The sequence below is a fragment of the Mesorhizobium sp. M5C.F.Ca.IN.020.32.2.1 genome (assembly GCF_004023105.1).
Lineage (GTDB): Bacteria > Pseudomonadota > Alphaproteobacteria > Rhizobiales > Rhizobiaceae > Mesorhizobium > Mesorhizobium wenxiniae.
This window is the reverse complement of record NZ_RZSX01001076.1, coordinates 1-1867: the sequence shown is the minus strand read 5'-3', so window position 1 is coordinate 1867 and position 1867 is coordinate 1. Positions and strand designations below refer to the sequence as shown.

Sequence of the window (1867 nt, the reverse complement as noted above, 5' to 3'; positions counted from 1 at the left end):
GGCAGCATGGTGGCGACCGCCATCAGGAACCACATGACGACGAGCGCTCCGGCCTGCGCGCCGACGCCCCCGTCGAGCGGCGCAGGTGCAAGACAAAGGGTGAAGAAGCGCTCAAGAAAATCCGGCAGCGGCAGCTGCGGCAGATATCTGATCAATGTGTCGCCGGGTGCATCGATGCCCGGAACCCGGCTTTCGGCGCCGCGAATCGCCATGGCGCCGAGAAGCAGCCAGGCCAGAAGGACGCTTGCGCCCAAAACGATGTTCACCGCCAGTCGAGGATTGCGCGAGATGCTCGCCGTGGCACGGCCGACACGGTCGAGATGACTGAAATCATGGTCTTGGCCGATCATGGCAATCGAATGGGCCGAATCGCCGCGTTGATCAAGCCGTATGATCTGACCTATATGCTTATCAGGTCGGACCGACCGCCTCGCATCACAATCCGGAAGCGAACTTGGACCATCAGCAGACAGCACGGATACTGGTTGCCGGCAGTGGCCCGGCAGGGCTGATCGCAGCGCTTGGTTTTGCGGATGCCGGCTTTCCCGTGACGCTCGTCGGACCTGAAGCAAATGGCCAAGACGGCCGAACGACGGCGTTGATGAACCCAGCCCTGAATATCCTCGAACGGTTGGGCGTACTCGATGAGGTGAGGTCCAAAGCCGCGCCGCTGAAGGTTATGCGCATCGTCGATGCAACCAGCCGGCTGATCCGCAGCCCGGTGGTCATTTTTCGTGCCAGCGAAATCGGCGAGGAGCAGTTCGGGCTGAACTTACCCAACAGCGCTCTCAACCCCGCACTTGCCGGGGCTGTAGTCGCGCATTCCGGCATCGAATGGCGAAAATCGATGGTGGAGACCTGGCGCCTCGACGCCGATCGTGCCCATGCGATCCTGTCTGACGGCAGCGAGGTTGCAGCATCGCTGGCGGTCGCTGCCGACGGGCGTCTGTCGCCGGCCCGCGAGGCTGCCGGCATCTCGACATCCGCCCGGTCCTATCCGCAGGCGGCGCTGGTTCTCAATTTCGGCCACCGCGGCGACCACGCTTTCACCTCGACCGAATTCCACACCGAGACCGGCCCGTTCACCCAGGTTCCCCTGCCCGGCAACCGGTCCAGCCTTGTCTGGGTGGTAGAACCGGAAACGGCGAAGGAACTTGTGGCGCTGGACGATGCTGCGCTTTCGATGCGGGTCGAACAGCGGATGCAATCGATGCTGGGCCGGGTGTCTGTCGAGCCCGGCCGGCAGATCTACGCGCTTTCGGGCGTGACGCCGCGGTGCTTCGCGCGCAACCGGGTGGCACTTGTCGGCGAAGCCGCCCATGTGTTCCCGCCGATCGGCGCACAAGGTCTCAACCTTGGTATCAGGGATATCGACGATCTTTTTGGGATTGCTTGCGAAAACAGAACCGATCCAGGTGCCGTCAAGGCACTCGCGGTTTACAATTTCAGGCGGCGGCCCGACATTCTGGCACGCAGCGGCGCGGTCAACCTGCTCAACAAGTCGCTGCTCTCGGACATGCTGCCGGCACAGATGGCGCGCAGCGCCGGCCTCGGCGTGCTCGGCGGCTTCGCGCCGCTTCGCGCCTTCTTCATGCGCGAGGGGCTGCGGCCCGGCAGTGGTTTTGCGGCGCTCGCCGGTGGCTTAAGGAAACAAGTCCGGCGGTAGCACGCCGCTCGGCGGGCTGGCCCTTAGCTTGACGTGGCGTCAAGCTACGGCATTGATCAGGCACTTCGGCGTTGAATTGATGCGGCGTCTGCGACCAGGAGGGTCAGGCATCAGCCATAAGTCGGGCTCGATTTTTTGAAGCGTAATGCGTAAATTCAAAGTCTTAGAGAGTCTTTGCGCATTCCAAGGACGCGGCACTCC

General features: G+C 63.0%; 1 protein-coding gene and 1 pseudogene. One reads left to right on the top strand and one right to left on the bottom strand.

Annotation, left to right across the window (positions count from 1 at the left end):
- Positions 1-350: pseudogene (locus tag EOA86_RS33000) on the bottom strand (DUF2182 domain-containing protein); the annotation flags it as partial.
- Positions 351-454: 104 nt separating this feature from the next.
- Here EOA86_RS33000 and EOA86_RS32995 point away from each other — a divergent pair.
- Positions 455-1666 carry a UbiH/UbiF family hydroxylase gene (locus EOA86_RS32995; protein WP_128345396.1) on the top strand — a complete coding sequence of 404 codons (1212 nt, stop codon included), beginning with the start codon at positions 455-457 and terminating at the stop codon, positions 1664-1666.
- Positions 1667-1867: the final 201 nt, after the last annotated feature.